The following is a 23,457-nucleotide window of genomic DNA, read 5'->3' on the forward strand; positions in this document are numbered from 1 at the left end:
CGCCTTATCCTTTCGCCGGAAAGAGGCCCACAGGCCGGATCACCAGCACTGCCGCCAAGAGCGCGTAAATCAGAACCGAGGCCAGTTGCGGTGCCAGCACCGCACCAAAGGTCTGCACGAACCCAAAGATGAGAGAGCCCGCGATGGCCCCTTTGAGCGAGCCCAAGCCCCCGATCACGATCACGATCAGCGTGGGGATAAGGATTTGCAGACCCATGTCGGGTGTGACGCTCAAGAGCGGTGCCGCCACCGCGCCCGCCAGCCCTGCAAGCGCGCAGCCCACACAAAAGACGATAAAGAACAGCCGCTCGACATTGATCCCAAGGCAGGCCGCCATCGCGTCATTGTCAACGCCCGCGCGGATCATCGCGCCAATCTGTGTGCGGCTGAGGACAAAGGCCAATGCGCCAAAGATTGCCAATCCCAAAGCGATGATAAACAGCCGGTAGGCGGGATATTCGACACCCAAGAGCGCCACGCGCCCGGCAAGAAGCTCTGGCACTTCCAGCCCGAGCGCCAGATCGCCCCAGACGATCCGGGTAATGTCGAGCAGGGCAAAGATCAGCCCAAATGTCACCAGAACCTGTGCCATCGGACCCGATTTGCGCATCCGCTGGATGAGGCCGGAATAAAGCAGCACGCCCACCCCCGCGACCGCCACCGGGGCCAGAAAGAACCCGGCCCAATAGCCGCCAACCGCTGCCACCGAGGCCGCGAAATAGGCCCCAAGCGCATAGAGCGCGCCATGCGCCAAGTTGACGAAATGCATCAGGCCAAAGATCACGGTCAGGCCGATAGACAAGAGAAACAGCAGCATGGACAGTTGCAACGCATTGAGCGCCTGTAGTGTCCAGAAACCAAGATCGAGTGACATTGCGGAACCTCCTCCCGAAAGGGCCCGGCCAAGGATATGGCCGGGCCGCCTGTCTTAGTTGCTGACGGGGGCCGCCATCTCGCAGCCGTTGACCGGATCGGCCTCGGCGGGCAGCTCGGCCAGCACCTTTTGGGTCAGCCCATCGGTGCCGGCGACGGTCTCGTAGACATAGATCGGCTGCACGATGTTGTTGGTCGCGGGATCAATCGACAATGCGCCGCGCGGCCCGTCGAACCGCACTTGGCGCAGGGCGTTGGCAAGGCTCTCGCGATCCGTGGCACCCGCCTTGACCGCCTCGATCAAGGCGCGGCCTGCGTCATAGCCATGTACGGCGAATTCCGACGGCACGCGGCCTGTCTTGGCCGTGAAGGCCTCGACGAATTGCGCGTTGGCGGGGCTGTCGATGGTGGGCACGTAATGCAGGGCGGTAATCACACCCTCTGCCGCCGGACCTTGGGCATTGACATAGAGCGACGAGGTCAGGAACCCCGAACCATAGAGCGGCAACTCGGCCTTGAGACCAAAGCTATCGTATTGCTTGACAAAGGAAATCGCCTCGCCGCCTGCATAGAACACGAACACCGCTTCGGCACCGCTTGACTTGGCCTGTGCCATATAGGGGCCAAAATCCTGCGTCTTCTGGAAGGGGGTGAAATCCTGTCCGACGATCTCGCCGCCCGCAGCGGTGAAGGTCTGGACAAACCCGTCGATCATCTGGCGACCTGCGGCATAATCGGGGGCCAGCGTATAGACCTTGCGGATGCCCTGATCATACATCCACTGACCCATCGGGCGGTTGACCTGCCCGTTAGAGAAAGACATGCGCGTGATATAGGGCGAGCAGGCCTCGCCTGTGGCCTCGTCATTGCCTGCGTTGGCAACGATCAGCGGCACGCCCGCGCCATGCACCATGTCGCGCACAGCCCCCAAGACGCCAGAGCTGACGATGCCCGAAATCACATCGACCTTGTCCTGCAGGATCAGCTTTTTGGCCTTGGCCAAGGCCACTGGCGGCTTCACTTCGGTATCTTCGCGGACGATCTCGAATGTCGCCGCGGTCTCAGACCCGAATTGCTCAAGCGCTGTGGTGAATCCGGCCTCGATATCATTGCCAAGGGCGGCGTAAACGCCGGAAAAGGGCAAGAGCAGGCCAACTTTGATGTCCTGGGCTGTTGCGGGCATAGCAAAGCCAGTGGCAAGCCCGAGGGCCGCCAGAAATGCGCGTTTCATAGGGTAGTTCCTCCAGTTGGTGTTGAGACCCCTCCTCAGGGCCTATCCAAGATCGCCCCCGCCCACCGGCACTGTGACGCCGGTGATGTAAGAGGCCTCATCCGACGCCAGAAACAGGATCGGGCCTGCCTGTTCGTCGAGTGTTCCGTAGCGTTTCATCAGGCTCGATTGGATCGTCTGATCGACGATGGTCTGATACCAGTCTTCGCGCTGTTCTTCGGCGGCATTGGGGTTGCGCGGCACCACGCGTAGCGGGGCCTCTGTGCCCCCCGGCGCGGTGGCGACCACGCGAATGCCGCGTTCCCCCACTTCCCAGGCAAGGCTGGCGGTGATCGCATTCACCCCACCCTTGGCCGCCGCATAAGGCACGCGGTTGAGGCCACGTGTGGCAATCGACGAGACATTGACGATCACGCCCGATCCCTGCGGCAACATCCGCTCGATCGCCGCCCGGCAGCAATAGAGCGTCGGAAAGAGCGAGCGGCGCACCTCGGCGTCAATCTCATGGGGCGCATAATGCTCATAGGGTTTCGCCCAGATGGTGCCGCCCACGTTGTTGATCAGAATGTCGATCCGACCCCAGATATCAATCGCCGCCGCCATGGCCGCGTCGCAGCCTTCCCATGTTTCCAGATCGACGTTGAGCGCTTGGGCTTCGCCGCCTGCGTCACGGATCGCTGTAACCACCGTGTCGCGATGCTCTGAGCGGTCCACGACCAGCACTCGCGCGCCTTCGGCGGCGGCGCGTTCGGCCACCCGGCGACCGATCCCTTGGGCCGCGCCGGTGACGACCATCACCTTATCTGCAAAACGCGGTGTCATGCGGCGGCGGCCTCTGTCTCGGTCGGGTTGAATTTTTCGAAATGGAACGCGGCGGGTGTGACACCCAGTTGTGCGAAATGCGCGCGCACCGCGTCCACCATCGGGGGCGGACCGCAGAGATAGACATCGCAATCGCCGCCATTCAGATCCTCTGCCGTCACGTGATCGGTGACAAATCCCTTGCGCGCGTGCTCTTCGTTTTGATCGGCCAGCACCGTGATCACGGTCACGTTGCCAATAGCCTCGGCCAAGGCCATGACACGGTCGAGTTCAACAAGATCGGCGGCACGGGTTACGGCGTAGTAGAGCGTGATCGGCTGATCCGAGCCCTGCACGGCCACCTGTTCCAGCATCGACAGGAAGGGTGCCAAGCCAGTGCCACCCGCCAACCACAGCTGCGGGCGCTCAATGGGCCGCAGGTAAAACGCCCCCATCGGCCCGGTCAGCGTGACGGCATCGCCAGCCGTGGCGCGTTCGCCCAAATAGCGGCTCATCAGCCCGCCCGGAATGTTGCGAATGAGGAATGTGGCCTCGTGCGCGCCGGGGGCAGAGGAAAAGGAATACGAGCGGTGCGCCTCGGTGCCGGGCACGGAGATATTGACATATTGACCGGGCAGAAAGCCCATCGGCTTGGCCAGTTTGACGCGCAGGCCAAAGGAGGTCTCGGACAAGCGGTCAACGCCCAACACCTCTGCCGATATCGCCTCGGGCGCGGTCTTGCACATGGCAGAGGAGGCAGGCACCCGGATCACGCAATCGCTCTGCGGCATCATCTGACAGGTCAGCACATAGCCTTCAGCCGCCTCATCCTCGGTCATCGCCTCGTCGAGGTAGAATTCCAGCTCATATTTGCCCTTTTCGGCAAAGCATTTGCAGGTGCCACACACCCCGTCACGGCAATCCATCGGAATGTTGATCTTTTGCCGAAACGCGGCTTCGGTGACTTTCTCGTCATCCTCGCATTGAATGACACGGGTCACGCCATCCTCGAAATTCAGGGCGATATTATAGCTGGTCATGGCGGGCTCCTCCCCTCTTGTGGCGCGTCCCCATCGGGCACGCGCCGGTCTTGGCCTCAGATGTGGTAAACGTCGATCACATGGTGGATCTGGTCGTTCTTGAGCACGACCTTCTTATCGGTGATCAGCGGGTTTTTCCCTGTTACATCAATCGTGTAATAGGACGTGCCCCAGTGTTGATCGGTCTTGCCATAGCGATAGGTCAGCGTGTGCCAGTTAAAGCGCAGCGTGATCGTGCCTGCCTCGCGGCTCAGCACCTCGATATTGGCAAGGTTGTGATTGGTGCGCGGCTCTGGCAGCGAGGTGGCCGAAGACCGATCTGTCTGAATGCGGAACACGCGATCCTCGATGCCCGAGCGGTCGGGATAATAGATCAGCGACATCTCGTTTTGCGGGTCTTCGGTCAGGAGATCCTCATCATCCCAGGCGGGCATCCAGAACGGGCAATCGGCATGGTAGAACGTCAGCCAATTGTCCCAGTCGCGATCATCAAGCGCGCGCGCCTCGGCGTAGAGAAAGGCTTGGATTTCCTCATAGTTCATGGTGGCCTCGGTGCTCTGGCGGTCTAGCGTTGCGGTGGTCATGGTCATCTCTCCTCACTCTGCCGCAACGGCGCTGCCGGGGGCGGTTTCGCGTTCCTTGGTGATGGCCTGCGCCATGCGCTCGGACCATTGCTTGTGCTGGATCACGAACAATCCCTCATCCTCGGTGCGGGCCCCCGACAGGATCGGGTTCACACCAAGCGCCTTGGCATCCTCATCTGGGCCGTGAATCCACTGGGTCGCGCCTCGGCAAATGTCATTCCACTTGGCATGGGCGGCACCGGCATAACCACGTTGCGTGGCGCGGAATTCCTCGGTGTCGTCGGGCGTCGCCATGCCGGAGGCGTTGAAGAAATCCTCATACTGGCGAATGCGGCGCGAGCGCGAGTCTTGGCTCTCGCCTTTGGGGGCGATGCAATAGATCGTGACTTCGGTCTTATCCACGCTGATCGGACGAAACACCCGGATCTGGCTGCTGAACTGATCCATCAGGAACACGTTGGGATAGAGGCAGAGATTGCGCAGCACGCCCACCATCCATTCGGCCTTGGTGGCCCCATATTTCTCGGTCCATTCGGCAAGACGCGGATAGTTGGGCCGGTTGGTCGAGTCGGCCCATGTGGTCCACAAGAGGAGGTGCCCATTCACATAGGAATGAAAGCCGCCCTTCTGCTTGGCCCATTTGCTGGCGTCGGTTGCTTTGATCTTGTCTTCCTTGCCATCCGCCGTGCGGTGCGAGGTGGTGGCCACGTAATTCCAATGCACCGCCGAGACGTGATAGCCATCAGCGCCATTCTCGGCCTGCAATTTCCAGTTGCCGTCAAACGTATAGGTGGACGATCCGCGCAGCACCTCGAGCCCCTCGTCGGATTGATCGACAACCATGTCGATCATCTTGCGCGCCTCACCGAGATACTCTTCCAGCGGGGCCACATCGGCATTGAGCGAGCCAAAGAGGAAGCCACGATAATTCTCGAACCGGGCCACTTTGGTCAGATCATGGCTGCCGTCTTTGTTGAATTGCTCGGGGTAGCCCGCGCCATTCGGGTCTTTGACCTTCAAGAGCTTGCCGGTGTTGGAAAAGGTCCAGCCGTGGAACGGGCAAGTAAAGGTCTTTTGGTTGCGCCGCTTGAACCGACAAAGCTGCGCGCCGCGATGCGAGCAGGCATTGACCAACGCATTCAGATTGCCGTCCTTGTCGCGCGTGATCACGACCGGCGTGCGGCCCATGTGCAGGGTGAAATAATCGCCGGGATTGGGGATCTGGCTCTCATGCGCCATATAAATCCAGTTGCCCTCAAAGATATGCTTGATCTCAAGCTCGAACAGTTCCTCATCGGTGAACATGTCGCGCCGCGCGCGGAAAATCCCCGCCTCGGCATCCTCTTGCACGATGCCGTCAAGACGGCCTTCCAGTTCGTCGAGATTGGATTGGGTAAACATGGTCTTTCCTCCTCCGGAAATGTCTTGGGTCTTGGGCCAGTTATTCACCGGCCACGGTTTTTAGGCTCCGCGCGCGGTCGCGGCGGAAAAAGTCGATCTTGTCGGGGTCGAGCGACACGCCCAGGCCTGCGCCCTGCGGCACCTCGACGGTGAAATCCCGATAGACGATAGGGGTGGCCAGAATATCCTCGGTCAGAAGCAGGGGGCCAAAAAGCTCGGATCCCCACCGCAAGTCCTCAATCCCGGCAAAGAGTTGCAGCGCAGCGGCTGTGCCAAGCCCGGTTTCCAGCATGGTCCCGGCATAAAGGCCCAGTCCCGCCGCCTGCCCAATCGCCACCACCTCGGACGCGCGTTTGATCCCGCCCGATTGCGCCACTTTGACGGCAAAGACATCCGCAGCACCCCGTGCCACGATGCTGACGGCATCCTCGGGCCCGTTCAGCGCCTCATCGGCCATCACCGCAATCTCGTGAGCGCGGGTCAATTCGCGCAGCGCATTGAGATACCGCGCGCGCACTGGCTGTTCGACCAATTCGCAGCCCACATCCTGAAGGCCCCTGAGGCCCCAGCGGGCATCCTGCAACGACCACGCCTGATTCACATCGACGCGGATGCTGGCGGCGTCGCCCACGGCGGCCTTGATCCGTGCCACATGCGCCACATCCTCGGCGACGGCGCGCTTGCCGATCTTGAGCTTGAAGATGTTGTGGCGGCGCGCGGCGATCATCTCTTGTGCCTCGGCGATATCGGTTTCGGAATTGCCAGAGGCCAGCGTCCAGGCCACAGGCAAACGGCTATGCACCGCGCCCCCGAAAAGCTGCGCGACAGAGACGCCCAAACGCTTGCCAAGCCCGTCCCAAAGCGCGATTTCCACCGCCGCCTTGGCGATCCGATTGCCCTTGACCAGATGGTCGACCAATTGGAGGGCACCGTTTACATCATCCGCCGACCGGCCCAAAAGCGCGGGGGTGATATAGGTATCAATCGCGGATTGGATGCTCTCTGGGCTTTCGGGGCCATAGGTCAGCCCGCCGATGGTGGTGCCTTCGCCGATCCCCTCGGAGCCATCCGAGAACCGCATCCGCACCAGAACGGCGGTCTGCACCCGCATCGTTGCCATCGACAGGACATGCCCCCGGATGGTCGGAATATCGAGGATCATCGTTTCGATCTGGTCGATCTTGGTCACGGCGTTCACCACATGTCAGTATTGCATTGAGGTGCAAATTGCCTGTGGTGGGGCATCAAGTCGATGATGCTGCGGGTCTTGGGTGATACCCGAACCGAAGGGTTGCCGGAACCTATCAGAGCGCCACGGACCTGCCAAAAAGACGAAAGGCGCGCCACTGGGGCACGCCTTCTGACTGAATCAGCGGATGGCGCGGGGTCACATCATCCCAAGCGCTTCTTTATACATCTCAAGCACGGCTTCTTCTTCGGCGATGTCGTCCTTGTCGCGTTTGCGCAGGGCAATCACCTTGCGCATGACCTTGGTGTCATAGCCGCGCCCTTTGGCCTCGGCCATCACTTCCTTTTGCTGGTCGGCGATGTCTTTTTTTTCGGCCTCTAGCCGCTCGAACCGCTCGATGAACTGGCGCAACTCATCGGCAGTAACGCGGTAGTTGCTGTCAGAATTCATATCATCCATGGCCTGATCTCCGGTCGGTTGGGGTTTCTGACTAACGCTGTGCCGGATGCGGTGCAAGGGTCATCTGCGGCGCGGCTTGCAATGGCGGAAAAATTGCTCTAGCGCCGGGGCGATATCATGTGAAGGAGGTGGCGATGGAGTATATGATCTGGTCTGGGGCCGCCCTGTCGCTGGCTGGTCTGGCCACGTTGATGTGGTGCATCGTCAAGGTTTGGCGCGCGCGCAAGGCTGGTCTTTCGGATGATGACTTGCGGGCTGTGGTGCAACGGATCGTGCCGCTCAATACCGGCGCATTGTTCTTGTCCGTGATCGGCCTGATGATGGTCGTGGTGGGCATTCTTCTGGGGTGATCGCCTCAGTCGTGACGTCGGCCAAACATTCCCTCACCGTTCTTGACCATCTCGACCACCATAGGCGGCACCTGCCAGAGCGGGGTGTCCATCCTGGCCAGAGCCTTGAAATCCTGCAACATCGCGAGCATTCCGCGCTGATCGGCGGCAAACAACGGCCCACCGCGCGCGCGGTCATAGCCATAGCCGCGCACCATCAGAACATCGAGATCCGAGGCGCGTTGCACCGCACCGCGCGCCAAAAGCTGCACCGCGGCCCCAACCAATGCGGCTTGCAAGGCGTGTCTTGGGGCCACCGTGCCCAATACCTCAGCCGGATCGCGCCCCGGTCCGGCTAGGTTTTTGGGCGGGCGTGGGCCCTCGCTCGGGTGGTCATAGAACCCGCGCCCAACCGCCCGGCCCACGGCCCCTTTGGCCAGCCGCTCGGCCAGAGGGTCATCCGCGCCGGGGGCAGGGCACCCAAGCCATTCCGCCACCGCACGCAGCCGGTTCGCGACCACCGGCAGCCCGTCAAAATCCATCATGAGGAAGGGTCCGGCGCGAAATCCAAGGCGCTGTGCCGCCTGATCTACCCGCTGGGGCGTCAGGCCAAGGCGGACCATTTCCAGCCCCGCGAGGCAAACCGCGCCCATGAGAATGTGACCCAGCCCCGGTCCCGCCGCAGGTTGCGCCGCGCGCACGAGTGTCACGCCCAGCCCGGTGCAAAGCTGCGCGAGACTGGCCGCAATCGCAGGATCGGCGGTATCGGACACGGCCAGTTCCGCAAGGCGCAAGGTTTGCGCCGGTCGGTAAAGCCGTAGCCCCAGCGGCGCGCCCGCCAACCCCCGCCCGTCATCGAGAGGCACGCTAAGCGTCTCGTCGGCAACCTCTGAGCCGCGTGTGCAGAGCGCCAGATCAACGGGTGCCATCCCGCTTGTCAACCGCGCGATATGTGCAGCCCGGGTGGCGGCCTCTATCTTGCCGTGCGTGACCAATCCGTCGAGCGCGCGTGACACGCTGGCGCGCAGGTCGGGCGCATCGCTGCGCACCACTTTGCCGCCCTCTAGCAATAGCAGCGCCACATCCCCCAACCGCGCCCCGGCGAGGGCGATCCGGCTTATGTCGCGGATGGCTGCCTGCGCGCGCTCGGGCATGCCCGAGGCCCGGCGTTCGGCGGCGTAGATGTGCCGCTGCGCGCGGGCTTCGGGGCTGCGTAAACGATCCTCAAAAAGCGTCGCTTCAAAGGCTAACCCCTGCGCAAAGGGCAAAAGCTGCGCCGCCTCGACCGCGCGCAAGATATCCGACGCGGCACCGTTCTGGCCCTTGAGCCGCTCAGCCACCGTGGCGATGGCACGCTGATAGCCCGCCGGGTCGGACAGGCCGCGCGTGGCCTCTTGGCTGCGACGCCAGTGGCCTTGGTCGGCCAGCTTGCCGGCAAGGTCGACCGCGGCGGGCAGGGGATCATCGGCGGTGACTTGGGAAAAAAGGCGGCGCAGCCGCGGATCGGTGGCGCGCAGGGTCTGCCCCGCCAACATCACCTCAAGCGCCACCTGCGCCCCCAAAAGGCGCGGCAATCGTTGGGTAACGCCGCCTCCGGGCACCATGCCAAGCGTGATTTCAGGCGACGCCAATCGCGCCTCGGCCTGTGCGATACGCGCGTGCGCTGCCAAGGCGAGCGCCAAGCCCGCACCAAAGGTTGGCCCGTGCAACGCGGCGATCACTGGCTTGGGAAAGTCCTCGATCCGCGTGCAAAGCGCGTCAATCCACGGCTCTGCCAGCGACCCGTCGTATTCGGTAAGATCGACACCCGAAGAAAACCCGCTTCCAGACCCCGCAAGAACCACGGCGCGCACCTCAGCGGCGGTTGCCGCGTGATCCAATGCGCCCGCCAGTTCTGCGCGCAATTCAGCCGATAGGGCATTGGCCACGGGGCGATCCAGCAGCAGCACCGCCACCCCGTTACGCAAGTCTTGGCGTATTTGCCCTGTCACACTGCCTCACCCCTGAAACGCTTCTACGCACAAGTTCTACGGGGAATTTCCCCATGCGCAAGCGTAGGAGGGAAAAAGCGGCGGATTCAGACCGGCATGTTGTCGAACTGCGCCTCAATGGCCTCGCATAACAGCATCTCGTGCAGGCTCTTGGTTTGGTCCGGAACGGCTATGCCTTCGTCATGCAAGCGCGCGATCATCCGGCGCAATTGCGGTTCCAGTTTGTGGCGGATGTCGGGATTGGCCTGCCCAATCTGATGCTCAAGGCGGTCAAGCTCGGTGCGCGTGTTGGTCATGATCATCCTCCCTGGTGAAATTACAACTATAGCGTGTTTTTGCTGTCGTTGGCGATAGTATAGAGACCTCGTAACAACTGCGTGACTGGATCAAGAAACCTGTGCGGCACAGACCCGACAAAGCGGTGCTTCTGGAAGAACATCCAAACGCTCGACGGCGATCATTTCCTCACAGCGGGTGCAGGTGCCGAAACTACCTTTGCGAATGCGATCAAGCGCCGCACGGATTCGGCTGATTTCGTCCTGGCCTTGATGACCCAAATGCTCAAGCACCTCGTCACCTTCGCGCTCGATCGCGGCATCGTCCCAATCTTTGGATTTCGCCGAGTCGAGTTCTGCTTCAATGGCATGCAGGCGTTTGTCCAACTCACCGAGCCGCGCCATCAAGGCCAACCGATATCGTTCTGTGTCTAGCATCCGAAGCCTCCATGATTTTGAGTATCCTATCAGACGGCCATGTTTTGGTCATTGATACAGGTCAAGAGGGGGGCAGATCGGCGTCATGGCGCCGGATCATATGGTCTCCCGAGGCCGGTCTTGGCTCTCGATGGGGATTAGATCGGTGCCTCTACGCGGCTCTGTCGGTACAGGCTCCGGCTCGGTTTCGATAGAAGGTGGCAGGGGTGCCGCTGCGCCCGAAATCAGGCGCAGTGCTCGCAATCCGTTCATCTGTCCAAGCTCTGCCGTGGCAACGATACGGCCGCGCGTGCCGACAAGTTGTGTGTCGTTCAGCGTCTCACGCTGGAAGGGCAAAAGATCACCGGGTTTGAGCGCCAGAATGTCGCGTAAGGGCAGGCGCAACCGGGCCATGACAGCGTCAAGCATGACCGGTGCGTTGTTCACAACCTGTTCAAGATTTGCAGGGGCCTCGATCTTGGTGTTTGCGATCTTGCCCGAAGAGGCACGCGCCGGTGACGCGATCACGGGCAAGAGCAGATCAAGACGCCCCGTTTTTGCCCCCGGTCCCAGATCGACGGTGAGGCGTAGCAATTCGAAATCCGGGGCCACCAACAAGAGAGAGAGGCCGCGCAGATCCTCGACCATGACGCCAAACCCAAAACGGCGCGGTGGCGGCGCGTCGTGCTCTTGCGCCAGCTGACTTTCAAATTCGGTTAAAACTGCATCAATCAACGGCGCGACCATCGCCGCGTCTGTGCGTGTGGCGGCGCGCGGCCGTGCCAATCCGGGGCGCACGGACCCGGTGGTCTGCACCTCGATCAGCCCGGCGAGGAATTGCGAATCAAGACAGAGCGCGCCGCGTGCGCCCCCATCCCCCTCGAGCAGCACCAAGAGCCCCGCGTCACCCAAGCTGCGCCCCACGTGGGCAAGCGGTACGCGCATCTGTTCGACCGTGGCCACAGTCAGGCCAAGGCCAAAGAGCGTATCTGCCGCACGCGCCAAGGACAGGCGCAGCGCCTTGACCGGTGTCATCTGGCGGCTGTCGGATCCGTCTCTTGCGGCCTGCGCCATCCGTTGAATGACCGAACTGTGATCCTGCGATCCCATACCCTGCGCCATCGCCCCTTTCTGAAGCTCTCGGGTGGACCCTAGGCAGGCTTGGTTACGATTTCATTTAAGCGGAGCAGAAACTTTGGCCTATTGCGCTGCCATGCGGGCGCTCAGTGGCAGGGTCACGCGGAATGCGGCGCCCTTTTGCCCGGGCAAATAGCTGACCGCGCCCCCCAACCGCGCCATAATCTCGCGGCAGATCGCAAGGCCAAGGCCCGCGCCGCCCGCTTTGTGCTGGCCGATACGCGAGAATTTCTCAAAAATCACGGCCTGTTGTGCGGGGGCGATGCCTGATCCGTTGTCGGTAAAGTCGATCACCAGTTCCCCATCGACGACCGCCGTACGAATCGTCAAAATCGGCGGTTGCCCGTCGCAATATTTGCGCGCATTGGCGATGAGATTGATGAATACTTGCACCAGCCGGTCCAGATCTGTGGTCAGGGCCACCGCCTCGGCCATGCGGTCGCGCATGACACGAAGCGTGCCACCCTGCACCCCGGCGGCGCGTTCCGCCCGGTCCAGCAGATCAGCCAGCGAACCGGTCTGCACATGCAGCACGACTTGGCCGTTTTCGAGCACGCTCAGATCCAAAAGATCATCCAAGAGCCGGGTCAGGCGCACGGCCTCGTCATGGATCACCGAGGCATATTTGCTTTGTTCCTCAGGGGTAAGATCGCCGGTATCGCGCAGAATTTCCGAGAATGCGCGGATCGAGGTCATCGGCGTGCGCAGCTCATGACTGATCTGGCTTAGGAATCCGTCCTTTTGCACCGAAAGCTGCGTCAGTTTCTCGTTGGCCTGTCGCAGTTGCCGCGCGGTGCGGACCAGTTCCTGTGATTTTGCCTCAAGCTGGCTGGAATATTCCATGATCTGTGCGGTTTCATCTGCGACCGCCATCAGATCTTCCACCGAGACCGCGGCGCCGCCGACGATCTGACTGATCATCGCATGGGCCGTGGCAGCCCCGACAGAGCCTGACAATTCGCGCTCCAGCTCTTGCAGAAATGTGGGGCTGGGTTCGGGCAGATAGCCTGCCAAGCCTTGCCGCTGCGCTGCTTCTGCAAATAGCGCCTGCGCTTCGGTCGCCCCCATGATGCGCTGTGCCATGATCAACAGATCTTCGCTTTGCGCCATGCCGCCGGTCCAGCCGCCGGGCGTACCTGAATGATCGAACACATTGACGAATTGCGCCCCCTGCAACCGTTCCACAGGTTGAGGAAAGCTGAGCAGCGAGCCAAGGACAAAGGCGGCGGTGTTGAGCAGCAGTGACCACAGCACCGCATGCACCACCGGGTCCATCCCCTCAGAGCCAAAGAGCGCGCGGGGCCGCAGCCAGTGCAGCCCAAAGAGACCCTCGTCAAATACCACCTGGGGCAGCACCATTGAGGGGCCAAAGCTGGGCAGAAAAAGGCAGTAGATCCAAACCACCGCCCCCACGATAAGGCCCGCCAAGGCCCCCGTGCGCGTGGCCCCTCGCCAAAAAAGCCCCCCCATCAGCGCGGGCATGAATTGCGCCACGCCCGCAAAAGCGATCAATCCAATCGCTGCTAGGGCGGTTCCGCCCCCAGAGAGCCGGAAATAGACATATCCCAGCAGAACGACACCCGCGATGCTCAGCCGACGGGCCAAAAGTGCCACGTGGCGCACGTCCCCGGACACCATTGCCGCCCCGCCCGAAAAATAAAGCCAAAGTGGCATCACCACATGGTTTGACACCATGGTCGAGAGCGCAATCGCCGCGACGATCACCATCGAGGTGGCGCTGGAAAAGCCACCCAGAAACGACAGGATCGCCAGCCCGTCGCGTCCGTCCATCAAGGGCAATGTCAGCACGAAAAGATCGGGGTTCGCTCCTTCAGGCATCAATTCCAGCCCCACCGCAGCGATGGGCACGACAAAGAGACTCATCAACATGAGATAGGTGGGAAACGCCCATGCTGCGGTGCGTAAATGGTCTTCGTCCTCGTTCTCGACCACCATCACCTGAAACATACGAGGGAGGCACAGGAAGGCCACTGCCGACAACATCGTCAGACCAATCCAGCGACTGCCCGAGACTTCAAAGTGGGCAATGGCCGAGGCATCAATCCGGTCGAGCGTTGCAGCCACTCCGCCCGACAGGCCCCAGACTACGAATATTCCTACCGCCAACAGCGCGCAGAGCTTGACCACCGCCTCAAGCGCGATGGCCATGACCACGCCATGATGTCTCTCGTTCGCATCCAGATTGCGCGTGCCAAAGAGAATGGTGAACAGCGCCAGCCCCCCCGCCACCCAAAGGGCTGTGGAGTGCATGTCAGGCAGGGTTGTGGCGGTGAGATCGGTTTCGGCAAACGCCGCGAAGGAGAGGGTGACGGATTGTAACTGCAGCGCGATATAGGGCGTCGTGCCGATCACCGCGAGAACCGTTACAATCACCGCAAGCAGGTTGGACTTGCCGTAGCGCGAAGATATCAGATCAGCGATTGACGTGATCCGCTGGCTACGGCCCACGCGGACCATCTTGCGCAGGGTCCACCACCAGCCGATCATGATCAATGTCGGCCCTAGATAGATTGTCACAAACTCCAGCCCCGAGCGTGCAGCAAAGCCGACGGCGCCATAGAATGTCCATGCCGTGCAGTAAATCGACAGGGACAACGTGTAGACATAGGGCGACCGCAGCCAGCTTCCGCGTCCACGCAGCGCCGCGCGATCCGCAGCAAAGGCCACGGCGAAGAGAAAGACCACGTAGAGGATGCAAACAAGGATGAGGACGTTCAAGGTCGTCATCTAGCGCTCCTGTGAACCCTTCGGGTCTTCCTCGGTGTCCGTTGGGCGCAGCCGCGCCGAAATCACGCCTGCGATCACGGCAAGCACGATCCAAAGGCCAAAGATATAAAACATGGCCCGCGTGGTGCGCACCCCTTCGGTTTCCCACAAGAGCGGCACCGAGAACAGCACCGCCCCGGCAATCGGCAGCATCCGCGCCGCGTCTGACAGTCGCCGCAACCGATAGGTGCGCCGCGCCAGAAACATCGGGCCGCGCTCGGCGCTCATGGCACGACCAGCGCCCGCACCGCTGCCAGCACATCGGCATTTGAGAACGGCTTGGTCATGTATTGGCTGGCCCCGGCGCGCTCTGCCATCTCGCGATCCTTGGTCTGGCCGCGCGCCGTCAGCATCAGAACCGGCGTATCACCATAGACGGCATCGGCGCGGATTTCCTGAAGGATGTCAAAGCCACTTTTGCCGGGCAGCATCACGTCAAGAATGATGAGGTCGGGCGCGCGGGCGCGCACGGCGTCCATCGCATCATGGCCATTGGCGTGGGTCTTTACCTCCCAGCCATCCCGCGAGAGGATAAAGCTGACAGCTTCGATGATGTTCGGCTCGTCCTCGATCACCAGAACCCTCTTCGTCATGCAACCGGCCTCCCCTCCGTTGCGCGCGCGGTCACTGCCGTGCGTCTGATTTTCTCTGCGCCCATTCTGTCACATCCCTTCGGCGACAATCGACGGCTCGCGTCGTGCGGCGCAATCGGCCAGTGGACATATGCGGCAACTCACCCCAATCGGGCGCACCGCGCCGCCTGTCTCGCCGGGGTCTGGCAGCATCAGCATCAACGCCTGCATGAGGGGCGGGCGGTCGAAACCGGCAGGCCCGGTCTGCGCGGCTACGGCAAAGGCCTCGATCACTTCGGCTCCGCGTCCGGCCTGTCGCAGGCGCAGGCGCAGGGGCACCTGTGGTTGGCTCAGCACCTGATACAGCGGCCAGAGCGCGCAGGCACCGGCCATACGCGGTGTGGCAAACCCGGCAATCGGCTTGCGGAAGGTGAGCGTGCCAGAGGCATCGCAAATCACCAGCCCGACTTCGCCGACGTCGGTTTCCGGCAGGCTGGCCAGACGCCGGAACACCCGCGCCATATCTGCGCCCGTTGCCTCGGCCAACCGGTCGGGGCGCAGCCCGAGCGTGGCGACCCGTGCCAGAAACGCCCGAAGCGGAAGCGCTGCAGCATCCTCCATATACCGCAAGAGCGCCTCGCGCGTCAGGTTTTGGGCTGGGCTCGACATGCCCTCGGATGCGGCGGCGTCGATCAAACGCGCCACATCCCGCGGCCCCGCCATTTCGCGTTCCAGTTCGGGCAGGTGATAGCCGCGCGCTGCAAGATAGGCGTGCATCTCGTCCTGCGGCGAGGTCAATTCCGCCTCGGTATTGGGGGCCGCCTCGAGATACCGCACCAACGCTTGCGCGCCTTCGGTCAGGCGGGCGCTGTCCTCGTTGATGTTGCGGTGAAATCGCGCCTGCCATTCCGGCTCAATCGCCTCGGTTTCCACGAGGATCGAGGACGTGGCGCGAATGGCCGTCACGGCCGAAATCACCTCGTGCAGGGAATCCGCAAGAAAAGGATCATGCGCCAGCCGGTCGGTCAGGGTCTCGATGGTGCGCTCCAGCGTCTGCGTGCGCCGATGCAGATCGCTCAAGAGACTGGCCCAACCGGGATAGCGCCCGGCGAATTCCTCGGTTCGGTCCAGTTCTGGCCCATCGTTGCGGGGCTTGCCCGCCGCTTCGCGTAGCCCGGAAATCAGCGTGGCCTCAGCGCCTTGGGTCAGTTGTGACGGTTCAACCTTGAGCGCCTCTGCCAGCTTGAGCAGAGTCTTGCCCCCGATCCGGCGGTGATTGTGTTCGATCAGGTTGAGGTAAGACGGCGAAATCCCGGCCCTCTGCGCCAGATCGGATTGCCGCATGCCGTTCAGAACCCGCCGCTCGCGGATTCTGGTGCCGATCATGAGCCGGTCCGGCATCTGGCCTGTCCTTTTTCGGGGAAGAAGGGATGGTGCGAGAATTTTTTTACAATAGGCGCACGGCATTTGTCTATAAGTTTACAGGCCGTTTATTCCATAAGATATTTGCTTTGCGCAAGATTGTTTCGCGTTTATCTGCAGGCGGTCTTTCCTGCAAGACATCCCGTCCAAACCGCTGTGGTACCGCCTCATCCGCCGTGTCGGCTCTGGCAACGGGTTGCTCTGTTTTTACGCATTCACGTCGCAAATTGACGCGACAGTCGGTTCCGATCCTCTCAGCCTGCAGAAAAGTGGCCTCGTGCCAACAGCCTAGAAATGGAACCCCATGGCCACGCTTTCGGCTCAGCCCGCCCCCGCGCCGTCGCGCGCGCTGCAAGGGATACTCTGCGTCGAGATCGCCATGCTGCTCTTTGTCGGGCAGGACGCCATGATGAAAACGCTGCTGACGATCTATCCGGTATGGCTGCTGATTTTCGTGCGCTCCATCGTGACACTTCTCGTGATGACACCGCTCATTCTATGGTTGGGCAAGCCGCATCGCCTGCTGACGCCTCTTTGGCCATTGCATCTGATCCGTGCGTTCCTTTTTGCCTCGGGATTTTCGATGTTCTATGCGGCTTTCCCGTTCATGGGCCTGGCCGAGGTCAGCACGATCTTTTTCTCTGCGCCGCTTATCACCGCGCTATTCGCGGCGGTGTTCTTGCGCGAAACCATCGGCTGGCATCGCGGGGTCGCCTTGGTGGCGGGGTTTGTGGGTGTGCTCATCGCGATGAATCCAACGGGCGAGAACTTTTCCCTTGTTGCGATCCTGCCGCTTCTGTGCGCCGTGACCTACGCAATTTCTCAGATCATCGCACGCCAGATCGGCGACCGGGAAAGCACGCTTACGGTGGGGCTTTATACCCTGACCTTTGCGGGGCTCTTGATCCTGCCCATGGGCTGGCTGGTCAATCAGGTGATCGAGATCACCCCGGCGACCTATCACCTGCGCTGGGAGATGCCGCCGCAGGCGTTGGACGACCTGCCGCGTCTTGCGCTGTTGGGGGCCATCGGGATGGCGGCCTACACGCTTGTCTCGCGCGCCTATCAGGTGGCGAATGCCAGCCTCGTCGCACCGTTTGACTATACCTATCTGCCCTTTGCCGCCCTGCTGGCCTATGTGCTCTGGGATGAAGTGCCCGCGCTGAATACGCTGGCAGGCATGGTGATCATCACCGCCTCTGGTCTGTACCTTGGATGGCGCGAACTACGAGCCTCGCGTCATAGTGATGCCACGCCGGTCACGGCCGAGGCGATCTTTGCCCCCGGCAGCCCTCTGCCGCCGCAAATTCCCGAGGAAGAAACCAGCCGATGACCACTGTCACGATCCAACCTGAACGCGATATGCGTGGCTATGTCCTTGTTTTTCTTGCAGGGCTGGTCTGGTCTACCGTTGGCTTGGGCATTCGCTTGATTGACGAAGCACAGGTCTGGCAAATTCTGTTTTACCGCTCCGCGTCGATGACCCTGCTGCTCTATGTGGTGATCCGATTGCGCACGGGGCAAGATGCACTGCGTCTTGCGCTACAGATGGGCTGGCCGGGGGTGATTGGTGGGCTGTCGCTGGTGGCGGCCTATACCGGCGCAATCTTTGCCATTCAGACCACCTCTGTCGCCAATGCGATGATGCTCTTTGCTTGCTCGCCGCTTTTGGCTGCGATCCTCGGACGGGTGGTCCTGCGCGAATATGTGCGCCCGCAAACTTGGGTGGCTATCGTGGTGGCGGCCTGTGGCATTGCGGTCATGGTTTGGGACAAGTTCGGGGGAGCGGCGCTTGTGGGCAATCTGGCCGCCATCGGATCGGCAGTAGGGTTTGCGACCTTCACCATCACCCTGCGATGGGGCAAGGCAACCGAGATGATGCCGGCGATCTTTCTCTCGGGGCTTTTCGGCATGGCGCTCATGGCGGCGATTTGTTTCTGGCTGGGGTTATCGCTGCGGATATCCAGTGCGGATACGGCGCTTTCACTGGGTATGGGGGTGTTTCAGGTGGGGCTTGGGCTGATCCTTTACACGATTGGCTCGCGCACAGTGCCTGCCGCCGAACTCACGCTTTTGTCGCTGGCCGAGGTGGTGCTGGGGCCGGTCTGGGTCTGGCTGATACTGGGCGAGACGGCGACAACCAACACTTTGATCGGTGGAACGATCCTTTTGGGGGCGATCGCAGGTAATGCCTTGTCCGGGGCGCGGCGCAGGCCGCCGCCACCCATGCTCTGATCGGCAATCCGCTGCCGATACGGGTTCGTCCGATGGAACAAAACCCATCCCCCTGCGTTATCTTGGACAATGTGTTTGAACCAAGAACGGAAAGGGAAAGAACATGAACCGCAGTCTCATTCTTGCCAGCGTCACCAGCCTTGCCTTGGCAGGCTGCATGGAGGGCGTCAGTGACCGCGAACTGGTCGGCGGTGCCGCGGGTGCCGCTGGTGGTGCCTTGCTCGCCTCGGCCTTTGATGCCGATTCCGGCTGGACTGTCGTCTCGGCGCTCGCTGGGGCGGCGGCGGGCACGTTGGTGGCGCGCAACACCGCGCGCAATCAATGCGCCTATTCCAACGGCGACGGCACCTATCGCACGGTGCCGTGTTAACAACCGAGGCGGCCGGCGTTCTGCCCCCGCGTAGAGATTGTGACGCCTGACCGGGGTCACATCGCCCCGGCCCCCGAGCCGGGGCCCCCACGCCCCCTCGGCGAGGTCCCGGGCCAAGCCCGGGGCATGTGCGGTTTCGGTCGAGCGCAACACGCCTTAAAACTGCTTGCGGGCCACGCGCTGAGCGATTTTGACAAAGTTGTGCACATGCACGCCCTGTTCGTCGAGGCGGTGATTGACTGATAGGCTGGTGCGGGCAATCTCTGGCTCAATGCGCAGAAACTTCATGCCCTTGCGCGGCGCGGTCGAGACCGATTCCGGCACGATGCACACGCCCTCGCCAATCGCCACTAGGCTGAGTGCTGTTTGCAAATCCATGCACCACAGGCGCAGAGGGGCGGTGAACCCTGCGCCCTCAATAGCCTTGAGCACAAAGTCGGCATAGCTGGGCCGGGGGTGTTCGGGGTAAAGCACAAGATTATGCGTCTCAAGCCGCTCCAGCTTGGCCACGGTGCGACCGCCGGTGTCGACCGTATCGGGCAGGGCCAAGATCAGCTTTTCCTCCATCAATTCCTTGGTAACGAATTCCGGATCGCGCAGCGCTGGCCGGGCAAAGGCCACGTCAAGCTCGCGCGAGACAAGCGCGCGATGCAGCTGCGCGTTGTTCATCGGGTTAAGGCTCAGATTGACCTCGGGATAATTGGCGCGAAAGGATTTGATGATGGTTGGCAGGATGCCAAAGGTGGCCGATCCAACAAACCCGACACGCAGCCGCCCCTCTGCCCCTTGACCTAATCGGCGCACTTCAAGTTTGGTATCCTCGAGCTGTGCAAGTATCGACCGCCCGCGTTCGAGCAAGCGCTCGCCGGCCTGTGTCAGGCTGATGGCACTGCGGCCCCGGTTGAACAGGATCGCGCCCAACTCTTCTTCGATCTGTTTGATCTGGCGACTAAGCGGCGGCTGCGCCATGTCGAGCCGTTCCGCGGCGCGGCCAAAGTGCAACTCTTCTGCCACCGCTATGAAATAGGTTAGTTGCTTGAAATTCATGGCACCCTCCAGCCCCAAAAACTAGCCTAGCCTGTTGCGGGCATAAAAAAAGCCCCCGCGTGACGGGGGCCTTGAAGTTCCAGGCAGGGAGGGTGGGTTATTCGGCGGCCACGGCCTGCGCCGCAGCGTCTGCCTTGAGCACAAAGTCGAATTCGAAATGCAGGTCTGTGCCAAGCTCTTTGGGGGCCGGTTTGAACTTGCCGATCAGGCTGTCCTTGACTGCGAACACGCTGTCATCATCCAGCCATTTGCTGTCACCGTCATAGATTTGGCTGATCAACTGACGATATCCGTCTTTCGAGATGATGAAATGCATATGTCCGGGGCGGTAGGGATGATGGCCCATGTAGCGCAGCAATTCGCCCGCCGTTTCCGTATCGGGGATCGGATAGGGCACGGGGCGCACGGCGACAAAGGCGTAGTGACCATTCTCATCGGTCTCGAACCGGCCGCGCAGGTTGTATTCCGGTTGATCGGGATCGAGGTTTTCGTAGATGCCATTGGGCGCATCTTCCCAGACATCAAGCGTGACACCGGCAATGCCGTTGCCTGCTGCGTCGCGGATATAGCCCTCGAAATAGGCGGTTTCCTCGGTGTCGTAATGTTTCTGGATGGTCGATGCCCCCTTGGGCAGCACAGGTGGATTCTCGCGGTAAAACGGCCCCAGCACGGTCGACTCGCTCTCGGGGCCGTCAATCGGGTTGGACAGCATGTCCACCAGCACTTCGACGCCGAGAATATCGCCCAAAAGGATGAATTCCTGCCGGTTCTCGTCGCAGGTCTGGCCTGCGCGCTTGAGGTATTCGCAGCCCTCAAGAAACTCGCCGTGTTGCAGGTTCACATCCTTGCAAAAGGCGTGCAGGTGGCGAATGAGCGCGGTCATGATGTCGCGCTGACGCTCAGTGATCTCACCGTGCTTGCCGAGGCTTGCGATCACCACATCGGTGATGTTCTCCAGATTTACGATTCCCATGGGTTCTCCTCCAAACGGGGTTTCATATGGCGTGGGGCAGGCCGGGGCGCACCCTGTGGTCCTCGTTGTCGATCAAGGCGGGTGTCAAACCAATGCCGCAGGCGGTATCGCGTGATACCCGTTCCGGCATAGATCAATCGCCCCCTTAAATGCCACCTCTAGCACAGACCTAGCATTATGAGGGAGGCAGAGGTGATCGACAGATTTCGCGAGATTGCGACACGGCTAGAGGACCAGCCCCATCTCTTGCGCCTTGGGCGGCTCTTTTCCGAGACGGTGCTGATCGAGATTGAGGGCGACGAAATTTATCTGACCTTTGACACGGGCCGGATCGTGTCGGTTGTAGCCGGGCCAAGCCGCAAAACGCCGTGGCGCTTTGCGTTGCGCACTGACGCTGACGCACTGGAGCAGTTCTGGCAGGCGCGCCCCGCGCCCGGATTTCACGATGTCTTTGGGCTGGCCAAAATCGGGCGTGGGCGGATCGACGGCGACATTCTGAGCCTGGTCAAGAACCTGCGGTTTTTCAAAGAGGTCATGGCGCTTGCGCGGTGCAAAGAGGAGGCTGCCGCATGAGCATCGAGCCCATCACTGGACGTTACATCACGGTCGAGATCGCGGGCGCGCCGCGCCGCATTTATTTCGAAGAGGCGGGGCAGGGGCGGCCTGTTCTGTGCCTGCACACCGCCGGGGCCGATACGCGGCAATGGCGTCATCTGATGAACGATGCCAAGGTGACAGCGGACCATCGCCTGATCGCCTTTGACATGCCGTGGCATGGCAAATCCCTGCCGCCAGAGGGGTTCGAGACCGAAGAATACCTGCTTACGACCGAAGACTATATCGAGACGGTGTTGGCGGTAGTGGCCGGATTGGGGCTGGAGCGCCCCATTCTGGCGGGCTGTTCCATGGGTGGGCGGATTGCGTTGCAACTGGCGGCGCTGCACCCGGAGCATTTCGGCGGATTTATCGCCATCGAGGCATCGGATTTTCAGCCCGCATGGTATGATATCGACTGGTTCCACCGTCCCGATGCCCATGGCGGCGAGATGGGCGCGGCGCTCGTGTCGGCCAATATCTCGCCCTATGCTCCAAATGCCGAACGCTGGAACACGCTCTGGATGTTCATGCAGTCGGGGCCGGGCGTGTTTCGGGGGGATCTGAGCTTTTACACGCGCGATGACAGTTTGATCGGGCGATTGGCGCAGATCGACACTGGCAAAACTCCGGTGCATCTGCTGGTCGGGGCCTATGATCTGACCTGCACGCCCGAGGATGCGAAACGCACGGCGGCCGCCATTCCCGGCGCGACGGTTTCGGTGATGGATGAGCTAGGCCATTTCCCGATGAGCGAGCATCCGCAAGGGTTTCGCCCGTTTTTCCTTGATGCCCTTGCGCGGATGCCGCGCGTGGCCGCGCAAGCGGCCTGAGAGGAGTTTCCGACATGACCAATCCCTGCATCATCTGCGTGGCAATCACGGGAAGCTTGCCGCAGAAATCCGACAATCCGGCGGTGCCGATCACTGTGACCGAACAGGTCGAAGCGACCCATGAGGCGTTTGAGGCCGGGGCCACAATCGTGCATGCCCATGTGCGCAATGACGATGGCTCGCCCTCCTCCGACCCTGAGAAATTCGCGCGCCTCAAAGAGGGGATCGAGACCCATTGCCCCGGTATGATCATTCAATTTTCCACCGGCGGGCGCTCTGGTGCGGGTCAGACGCGCGGCGCGATGCTGTCCTTGCGCCCTGACATGGCCTCGCTCTCGGTCGGGTCCAACAACTTTCCCACACGGGTCTATGAGAACCCGCCCGATCTGGTCAACTGGCTGGCGGGGGAAATGCGTGAGTATGAGGTCAAGCCCGAGATCGAGGCGTTTGACCTAAGCCATATCCTCAAGGCCAAGGACATGGCCGATCAAGGCCAACTTCTTGGCACGCCCTATGTGCAGTTCGTGATGGGCGTCAAGAATGCGATGCCGGTCGACCGCGATGTGTTCGACTATTACATCCACACGGTCAAACGCCTGTTTGGCCCGGATGCGCCCTGGTGCGCGGCGGGGATCGGGCGGCATCAGGTCACGTTGAATGACTGGGCCGTTGCGGCAGGCGGGCATGCCCGCACCGGGCTTGAGGATAACGTGCGGCTGGATCGTGATACCCTCGCGCCCTCTAATGCCGCTTTGGTGCGGCGGGTGGTCGAGATCTGCGAGCGCCACGCCCGCCCTGTGGCCACCTGGCGCGAGGCGCGGCAGATGCTGGGCCTGCGCGCGCAACATGGTCTCAAGGATGGCAAAGCGGCGTGACTCTATGGTGAGTGGGCTGGTC

At 61.6% G+C, this 23,457-nt stretch carries 25 protein-coding genes; 7 read left to right on the forward strand and 18 right to left on the reverse strand.

Annotated elements, in window-relative coordinates; genetic code table 11:
• Window positions 1–4 precede the first annotated feature (4 nt).
• The 8 genes from ROSMUCSMR3_RS18415 to ROSMUCSMR3_RS18450 form a co-directional block, all read right to left on the reverse strand.
• Window positions 5–874 carry a branched-chain amino acid ABC transporter permease gene (locus ROSMUCSMR3_RS18415; RefSeq protein ID WP_008281969.1) on the reverse strand — a complete coding sequence of 290 codons (870 nt, stop codon included), beginning with the start codon at window positions 872–874 and terminating at the stop codon, window positions 5–7.
• A gap of 54 nt (window positions 875–928) precedes the next feature.
• The gene (locus ROSMUCSMR3_RS18420; protein WP_081508309.1) at window positions 929–2,104 is read right to left on the reverse strand and encodes an ABC transporter substrate-binding protein; all 1,176 of its coding nucleotides are present in this window, start codon (window positions 2,102–2,104) and stop codon (window positions 929–931) included.
• 42 nt (window positions 2,105–2,146) lie between these two features.
• A complete protein-coding gene (benD, locus tag ROSMUCSMR3_RS18425) occupies window positions 2,147–2,926 on the reverse strand; it encodes a benzoate diol dehydrogenase BenD (protein ID WP_081508310.1) in 780 nt (259 codons plus the stop codon).
• The gene (gene benC, locus ROSMUCSMR3_RS18430) at window positions 2,923–3,945 is read right to left on the reverse strand and encodes a benzoate 1,2-dioxygenase electron transfer component BenC (protein WP_081508311.1); all 1,023 of its coding nucleotides are present in this window, start codon (window positions 3,943–3,945) and stop codon (window positions 2,923–2,925) included. Before benC ends, benD begins: the two co-directional genes overlap by 4 nt.
• Before the next feature lie 56 nt (window positions 3,946–4,001).
• Window positions 4,002–4,529 carry a benzoate 1,2-dioxygenase small subunit gene (gene benB, locus ROSMUCSMR3_RS18435; protein WP_081508312.1) on the reverse strand — a complete coding sequence of 176 codons (528 nt, stop codon included), beginning with the start codon at window positions 4,527–4,529 and terminating at the stop codon, window positions 4,002–4,004.
• Window positions 4,530–4,541: 12 nt separating this feature from the next.
• Window positions 4,542–5,930, reverse strand: a complete 1,389-nt coding sequence (benA, locus tag ROSMUCSMR3_RS18440; RefSeq protein ID WP_081508313.1) for a benzoate 1,2-dioxygenase large subunit — start codon at window positions 5,928–5,930, stop codon at window positions 4,542–4,544.
• A 40-nt stretch (window positions 5,931–5,970) separates the two neighbouring features.
• Window positions 5,971–7,128, reverse strand: a complete 1,158-nt coding sequence (locus tag ROSMUCSMR3_RS18445; protein WP_198385552.1) for a muconate cycloisomerase family protein — start codon at window positions 7,126–7,128, stop codon at window positions 5,971–5,973.
• A gap of 189 nt (window positions 7,129–7,317) precedes the next feature.
• Window positions 7,318–7,578, reverse strand: a complete 261-nt coding sequence (locus ROSMUCSMR3_RS18450; RefSeq protein ID WP_008281976.1) for a DUF2312 domain-containing protein — start codon at window positions 7,576–7,578, stop codon at window positions 7,318–7,320.
• A 134-nt stretch (window positions 7,579–7,712) separates the two neighbouring features.
• Between ROSMUCSMR3_RS18450 and ROSMUCSMR3_RS18455 the strand changes: the two genes are divergently transcribed.
• The gene (locus tag ROSMUCSMR3_RS18455) at window positions 7,713–7,928 is read left to right on the forward strand and encodes a hypothetical protein (RefSeq protein WP_008281977.1); all 216 of its coding nucleotides are present in this window, start codon (window positions 7,713–7,715) and stop codon (window positions 7,926–7,928) included.
• Between the two features lie 5 nt (window positions 7,929–7,933).
• Here ROSMUCSMR3_RS18455 and ROSMUCSMR3_RS18460 read toward each other — a convergent pair whose 3' ends face one another.
• The 8 genes from ROSMUCSMR3_RS18460 to ROSMUCSMR3_RS18495 form a co-directional block, all read right to left on the reverse strand.
• Window positions 7,934–9,898, reverse strand: a complete 1,965-nt coding sequence (locus ROSMUCSMR3_RS18460; RefSeq protein ID WP_081508315.1) for an enoyl-CoA hydratase-related protein — start codon at window positions 9,896–9,898, stop codon at window positions 7,934–7,936.
• Between the two features lie 86 nt (window positions 9,899–9,984).
• Window positions 9,985–10,194, reverse strand: coding sequence for a hypothetical protein (locus ROSMUCSMR3_RS18465; protein ID WP_237183483.1), 210 nt, complete (start codon window positions 10,192–10,194; stop codon window positions 9,985–9,987).
• 90 nt (window positions 10,195–10,284) lie between these two features.
• The gene (locus tag ROSMUCSMR3_RS18470) at window positions 10,285–10,611 is read right to left on the reverse strand and encodes a TraR/DksA family transcriptional regulator (RefSeq protein ID WP_008281980.1); all 327 of its coding nucleotides are present in this window, start codon (window positions 10,609–10,611) and stop codon (window positions 10,285–10,287) included.
• A 96-nt stretch (window positions 10,612–10,707) separates the two neighbouring features.
• Entirely contained in the window at window positions 10,708–11,712 is a 1,005-nt protein-coding gene (locus ROSMUCSMR3_RS18475) for a FliM/FliN family flagellar motor switch protein (RefSeq protein ID WP_081508317.1), read from the reverse strand.
• A gap of 78 nt (window positions 11,713–11,790) precedes the next feature.
• The gene (locus ROSMUCSMR3_RS18480; protein WP_081508318.1) at window positions 11,791–14,475 is read right to left on the reverse strand and encodes a sensor histidine kinase; all 2,685 of its coding nucleotides are present in this window, start codon (window positions 14,473–14,475) and stop codon (window positions 11,791–11,793) included.
• Entirely contained in the window at window positions 14,476–14,742 is a 267-nt protein-coding gene (locus ROSMUCSMR3_RS18485; RefSeq protein ID WP_008281983.1) for a hypothetical protein, read from the reverse strand.
• Window positions 14,739–15,107, reverse strand: a complete 369-nt coding sequence (locus ROSMUCSMR3_RS18490; RefSeq protein WP_008281984.1) for a response regulator transcription factor — start codon at window positions 15,105–15,107, stop codon at window positions 14,739–14,741. Before ROSMUCSMR3_RS18490 ends, ROSMUCSMR3_RS18485 begins: the two co-directional genes overlap by 4 nt.
• A 69-nt stretch (window positions 15,108–15,176) precedes the next feature.
• Window positions 15,177–16,487, reverse strand: a complete 1,311-nt coding sequence (locus ROSMUCSMR3_RS18495; RefSeq protein WP_008281985.1) for a helix-turn-helix domain-containing protein — start codon at window positions 16,485–16,487, stop codon at window positions 15,177–15,179.
• A gap of 325 nt (window positions 16,488–16,812) precedes the next feature.
• On the opposite strand from ROSMUCSMR3_RS18495, the gene ROSMUCSMR3_RS18500 reads away from it, so the two are divergent.
• The 3 genes from ROSMUCSMR3_RS18500 to ROSMUCSMR3_RS18510 all read left to right on the forward strand — a co-directional run bounded on the left by ROSMUCSMR3_RS18500 (window position 16,813) and on the right by ROSMUCSMR3_RS18510 (window position 19,113).
• Complete coding sequence (locus ROSMUCSMR3_RS18500; protein ID WP_008281986.1) at window positions 16,813–17,841, forward strand: DMT family transporter; 1,029 nt, start codon at window positions 16,813–16,815, stop codon at window positions 17,839–17,841.
• On the forward strand, window positions 17,838–18,743 hold the full coding sequence (locus tag ROSMUCSMR3_RS18505) for a DMT family transporter (protein WP_008281987.1): 906 nt from the start codon (window positions 17,838–17,840) through the stop codon (window positions 18,741–18,743). The genes ROSMUCSMR3_RS18500 and ROSMUCSMR3_RS18505 overlap by 4 nt, the downstream gene beginning before the upstream one ends.
• 103 nt (window positions 18,744–18,846) lie before the next feature.
• Window positions 18,847–19,113, forward strand: coding sequence for a glycine zipper 2TM domain-containing protein (locus tag ROSMUCSMR3_RS18510; RefSeq protein WP_081508319.1), 267 nt, complete (start codon window positions 18,847–18,849; stop codon window positions 19,111–19,113).
• Between the two features lie 156 nt (window positions 19,114–19,269).
• On the opposite strand, the gene ROSMUCSMR3_RS18515 is transcribed toward ROSMUCSMR3_RS18510, so the two are convergent.
• The gene (locus ROSMUCSMR3_RS18515; RefSeq protein ID WP_081508320.1) at window positions 19,270–20,160 is read right to left on the reverse strand and encodes a LysR family transcriptional regulator; all 891 of its coding nucleotides are present in this window, start codon (window positions 20,158–20,160) and stop codon (window positions 19,270–19,272) included.
• A 97-nt stretch (window positions 20,161–20,257) separates the two neighbouring features.
• The gene (locus tag ROSMUCSMR3_RS18520) at window positions 20,258–21,133 is read right to left on the reverse strand and encodes a dioxygenase (protein WP_008281990.1); all 876 of its coding nucleotides are present in this window, start codon (window positions 21,131–21,133) and stop codon (window positions 20,258–20,260) included.
• 177 nt (window positions 21,134–21,310) lie between these two features.
• On the opposite strand from ROSMUCSMR3_RS18520, the gene ROSMUCSMR3_RS18525 reads away from it, so the two are divergent.
• From ROSMUCSMR3_RS18525 to ROSMUCSMR3_RS18535, 3 genes are read left to right on the forward strand one after another with little or no spacing between them, the layout of a single operon-like run.
• Entirely contained in the window at window positions 21,311–21,706 is a 396-nt protein-coding gene (locus ROSMUCSMR3_RS18525; protein ID WP_081508321.1) for a hypothetical protein, read from the forward strand.
• Window positions 21,703–22,560 carry an alpha/beta fold hydrolase gene (locus ROSMUCSMR3_RS18530; RefSeq protein ID WP_081508322.1) on the forward strand — a complete coding sequence of 286 codons (858 nt, stop codon included), beginning with the start codon at window positions 21,703–21,705 and terminating at the stop codon, window positions 22,558–22,560. The genes ROSMUCSMR3_RS18525 and ROSMUCSMR3_RS18530 overlap by 4 nt, the downstream gene beginning before the upstream one ends.
• A gap of 14 nt (window positions 22,561–22,574) precedes the next feature.
• Window positions 22,575–23,435, forward strand: coding sequence for a 3-keto-5-aminohexanoate cleavage protein (locus ROSMUCSMR3_RS18535; protein WP_081508323.1), 861 nt, complete (start codon window positions 22,575–22,577; stop codon window positions 23,433–23,435).
• Window positions 23,436–23,457: the final 22 nt, after the last annotated feature.

It is taken from the genome of Roseovarius mucosus, from assembly GCF_002080415.1.
In the GTDB taxonomy this organism is placed as follows: Bacteria; Pseudomonadota; Alphaproteobacteria; order Rhodobacterales; family Rhodobacteraceae; genus Roseovarius; species Roseovarius mucosus_A.

Bases quoted from the DNA above. Each gene is read 5' to 3' on its own strand.
- ROSMUCSMR3_RS18495 (WP_008281985.1), bottom strand. From the start codon at position 16,487: ATGCCGGACCGGCTCATGATCGGCACCAGAATCCGCGAGCGGCGGGTT.
- ROSMUCSMR3_RS18510 (WP_081508319.1), top strand. From the start codon at position 18,847: ATGAACCGCAGTCTCATTCTTGCCAGCGTCACCAGCCTTGCCTTGGCA.
- ROSMUCSMR3_RS18455 (WP_008281977.1), top strand. From the start codon at position 7,713: ATGGAGTATATGATCTGGTCTGGGGCCGCCCTGTCGCTGGCTGGTCTG.
- benD (WP_081508310.1), bottom strand. From the start codon at position 2,926: ATGACACCGCGTTTTGCAGATAAGGTGATGGTCGTCACCGGCGCGGCC.
- ROSMUCSMR3_RS18525 (WP_081508321.1), top strand. From the start codon at position 21,311: ATGAGGGAGGCAGAGGTGATCGACAGATTTCGCGAGATTGCGACACGG.
- ROSMUCSMR3_RS18515 (WP_081508320.1), bottom strand. From the start codon at position 20,160: ATGAATTTCAAGCAACTAACCTATTTCATAGCGGTGGCAGAAGAGTTG.
- ROSMUCSMR3_RS18530 (WP_081508322.1), top strand. From the start codon at position 21,703: ATGAGCATCGAGCCCATCACTGGACGTTACATCACGGTCGAGATCGCG.
- benB (WP_081508312.1), bottom strand. From the start codon at position 4,529: ATGACCACCGCAACGCTAGACCGCCAGAGCACCGAGGCCACCATGAAC.
- ROSMUCSMR3_RS18485 (WP_008281983.1), bottom strand. From the start codon at position 14,742: ATGAGCGCCGAGCGCGGCCCGATGTTTCTGGCGCGGCGCACCTATCGG.
- ROSMUCSMR3_RS18535 (WP_081508323.1), top strand. From the start codon at position 22,575: ATGACCAATCCCTGCATCATCTGCGTGGCAATCACGGGAAGCTTGCCG.
- ROSMUCSMR3_RS18505 (WP_008281987.1), top strand. From the start codon at position 17,838: ATGACCACTGTCACGATCCAACCTGAACGCGATATGCGTGGCTATGTC.
- ROSMUCSMR3_RS18475 (WP_081508317.1), bottom strand. From the start codon at position 11,712: ATGGCGCAGGGTATGGGATCGCAGGATCACAGTTCGGTCATTCAACGG.
- benA (WP_081508313.1), bottom strand. From the start codon at position 5,930: ATGTTTACCCAATCCAATCTCGACGAACTGGAAGGCCGTCTTGACGGC.
- ROSMUCSMR3_RS18490 (WP_008281984.1), bottom strand. From the start codon at position 15,107: ATGACGAAGAGGGTTCTGGTGATCGAGGACGAGCCGAACATCATCGAA.
- ROSMUCSMR3_RS18415 (WP_008281969.1), bottom strand. From the start codon at position 874: ATGTCACTCGATCTTGGTTTCTGGACACTACAGGCGCTCAATGCGTTG.
- ROSMUCSMR3_RS18470 (WP_008281980.1), bottom strand. From the start codon at position 10,611: ATGCTAGACACAGAACGATATCGGTTGGCCTTGATGGCGCGGCTCGGT.
- ROSMUCSMR3_RS18520 (WP_008281990.1), bottom strand. From the start codon at position 21,133: ATGGGAATCGTAAATCTGGAGAACATCACCGATGTGGTGATCGCAAGC.
- ROSMUCSMR3_RS18480 (WP_081508318.1), bottom strand. From the start codon at position 14,475: ATGACGACCTTGAACGTCCTCATCCTTGTTTGCATCCTCTACGTGGTC.
- ROSMUCSMR3_RS18465 (WP_237183483.1), bottom strand. From the start codon at position 10,194: ATGACCAACACGCGCACCGAGCTTGACCGCCTTGAGCATCAGATTGGG.
- ROSMUCSMR3_RS18420 (WP_081508309.1), bottom strand. From the start codon at position 2,104: ATGAAACGCGCATTTCTGGCGGCCCTCGGGCTTGCCACTGGCTTTGCT.
- benC (WP_081508311.1), bottom strand. From the start codon at position 3,945: ATGACCAGCTATAATATCGCCCTGAATTTCGAGGATGGCGTGACCCGT.
- ROSMUCSMR3_RS18450 (WP_008281976.1), bottom strand. From the start codon at position 7,578: ATGGATGATATGAATTCTGACAGCAACTACCGCGTTACTGCCGATGAG.
- ROSMUCSMR3_RS18500 (WP_008281986.1), top strand. From the start codon at position 16,813: ATGGCCACGCTTTCGGCTCAGCCCGCCCCCGCGCCGTCGCGCGCGCTG.